The following is a 2,115-nucleotide window of genomic DNA, read 5'->3' on the forward strand; positions in this document are numbered from 1 at the left end:
CCATGGCCAGGGCGCCGTCGACGGTATTCCCGTGCAGGCGGGAGCCAGACAGGATGGCGGCTGCAAGGAGTGTGCAGGGACCATCGGCAGTATCAGCTTCGCACGCGGCGCCGAGCGTATCGATCACGACGACTTCACCTTGCCGGGGCCGTTCCCGTTCACCTGGCGCCGCCAGTATCGATCGGATCTGGCCGCCTATGACGACGGGCCGATGGGCGCGCGCTGGATCACGCCTTACATGACGCGGTTCGACATCGTGCATAACGACGCGCTGCCGGAGAGTCTGCGTTATCACGCGGCGGACGGCCGCACGCATGCGTATCCGCTGCCGAAGGTCGGCGCGTTTCACTACGACGCCATCGAGAACGTGACGCTCGTACGGATGTCCGATCGGGCCATCACACTGGCGCGCGGCTACGACGCGAAGGAAACCTATGAGCGTCACGGCGCGCATTTCCGGCTGACAGGCATCGCGCTGCGCAACGGCGCGGGATTGGCGATTGCCTATGATCATCCGCGGACCGTGCCCGGCCATACGCTATTGCCGTCCGATCTGATGTCCTATCACGGGGATGAGGTTGCGATCGATGCCCACGTTCGTGTGGTGCCCGACGCACAGGGGCGTGTGGCGCAGGTGTGGCTGATCGAAAATGGCAAGCCGGTGCGTCAGCTCGCTCACTATACGTTCGATGACGCCGGCGATCTGATCGAGGCCTTCGATGAGAACGACGCAAGCCGAAGCTATACGTATCAGCACCACCTGATTACGCGCTACACGGACCGCACTGGCCGGGGAATGAACCTGCGCTGGGACGGTGAGAGCGCGACGGCCAGGGCCGTGCGTGAATGGGCCGACGACGGCAGCTACGATACGACGCTGGAGTGGGACCCGAACATTCGATTGACCTACGTCACCGACGCGCTCGGCCACGAGACCTGGTACTACTACGACATTCTGGGCTACACGTACCGCATCCGGCATGCGGACGGGCGTTCGGAATGGTTTTTCCGGGACGACGCGAAGAACATCGTGCGTCACATTCATCCCGACGGCAGCGTCGAGACCTTTACCTACGACGAGCGCAGCAACCCGGTGTCGCATACCCGGGCCGACGGCTACACGGTGTATTTCGCGTACGACGCCCGCGACAACGTGCGCAAGATTCGCGATGGCGAAGGCGGCGTGTGGCTGCGCGACTACAACACCAAGGATCAACTGATCGAGGAAATCGATCCGCTGGGCAACAAGACGGAATACGTCAACAACGCGCTCGGCCAGCCGGTGGAAATCGTCGATGCGAAGGGCGGAAAGAAGCAGCTTGCCTACAGCCCGACCGGCCAGTTGACGTCATATACCGATTGCTCGGGCAAGACGAGCCGATGGCAGTACAACGGACGCGGGCAACTGGAGCGATTCACCGATGCAGCAGGGAGCGTGACGCAGTATCGCTATGCCGAAGGGCAACTGGCCGAAGTGGTTCGTCCCGATGGCGTGGTCGAGCAATTCGAGCGGGATGCGGAAGGGCGCCTGCTGGCTCACGTCGACGGGCTGCTGCGACGAACCGAATGGCGCTATACGCGCGCGGGCCTGATCGCCACGCGCACGGGGGCCAATGGCGAGTCGCTGGGTTATCGATGGGACAAGCTGGGTCGCCTGGAAGCGTTGACGAATGAGAACGGTCGCGAGACGTCGTTTGCGTACGATCCGGTGGGCCGGTTGCTGGCCGAAACGGGTTTCGATGGCAAGACGACCCGCTACCGGTACGATCCGGCCTCGGGTGTGCTTCAAGACGTGCTGAGCGGGGAGAAGGGACATCGGGTCACGGTGGTTGGCTTCGATGCGGTTGGCCGGCTGACGTCGCGCCAGACCGGGCAATGGGACGCGGACGCCCGTCAGTGGAAATACGGCGAGCGAGAGCGATTCGCGTACAACGGCAACGGCCAGATGGTCCTTGCGGAGAATGACGCGAGCCGCCTGCAGTGGTTCCACGACGAGGGCGGCAATGTCACGCGTGAACACCAGCACTTCCGCTTCCTGAAGAAAGCGAGTGTCGCGGTGTGGCGCCACGAATACGACGTGCTGAACGAGCGCGTGGCGACGATCCGCCCGGACGG

General features: G+C 63.5%; 1 protein-coding gene. It reads left to right on the forward strand.

The features are described from left to right. Window positions 1-139: 139 nt before the first annotated feature. Window positions 140-2,115: DUF6531 domain-containing protein (locus CFB39_RS38395; RefSeq protein ID WP_256991569.1), on the forward strand; the 1,976-nt coding region annotated here is incomplete at its 3' end.

It is taken from the genome of Burkholderia sp. AU6039 (genome assembly GCF_002223365.1).
Taxonomy (GTDB): domain Bacteria; phylum Pseudomonadota; class Gammaproteobacteria; order Burkholderiales; family Burkholderiaceae; genus Burkholderia.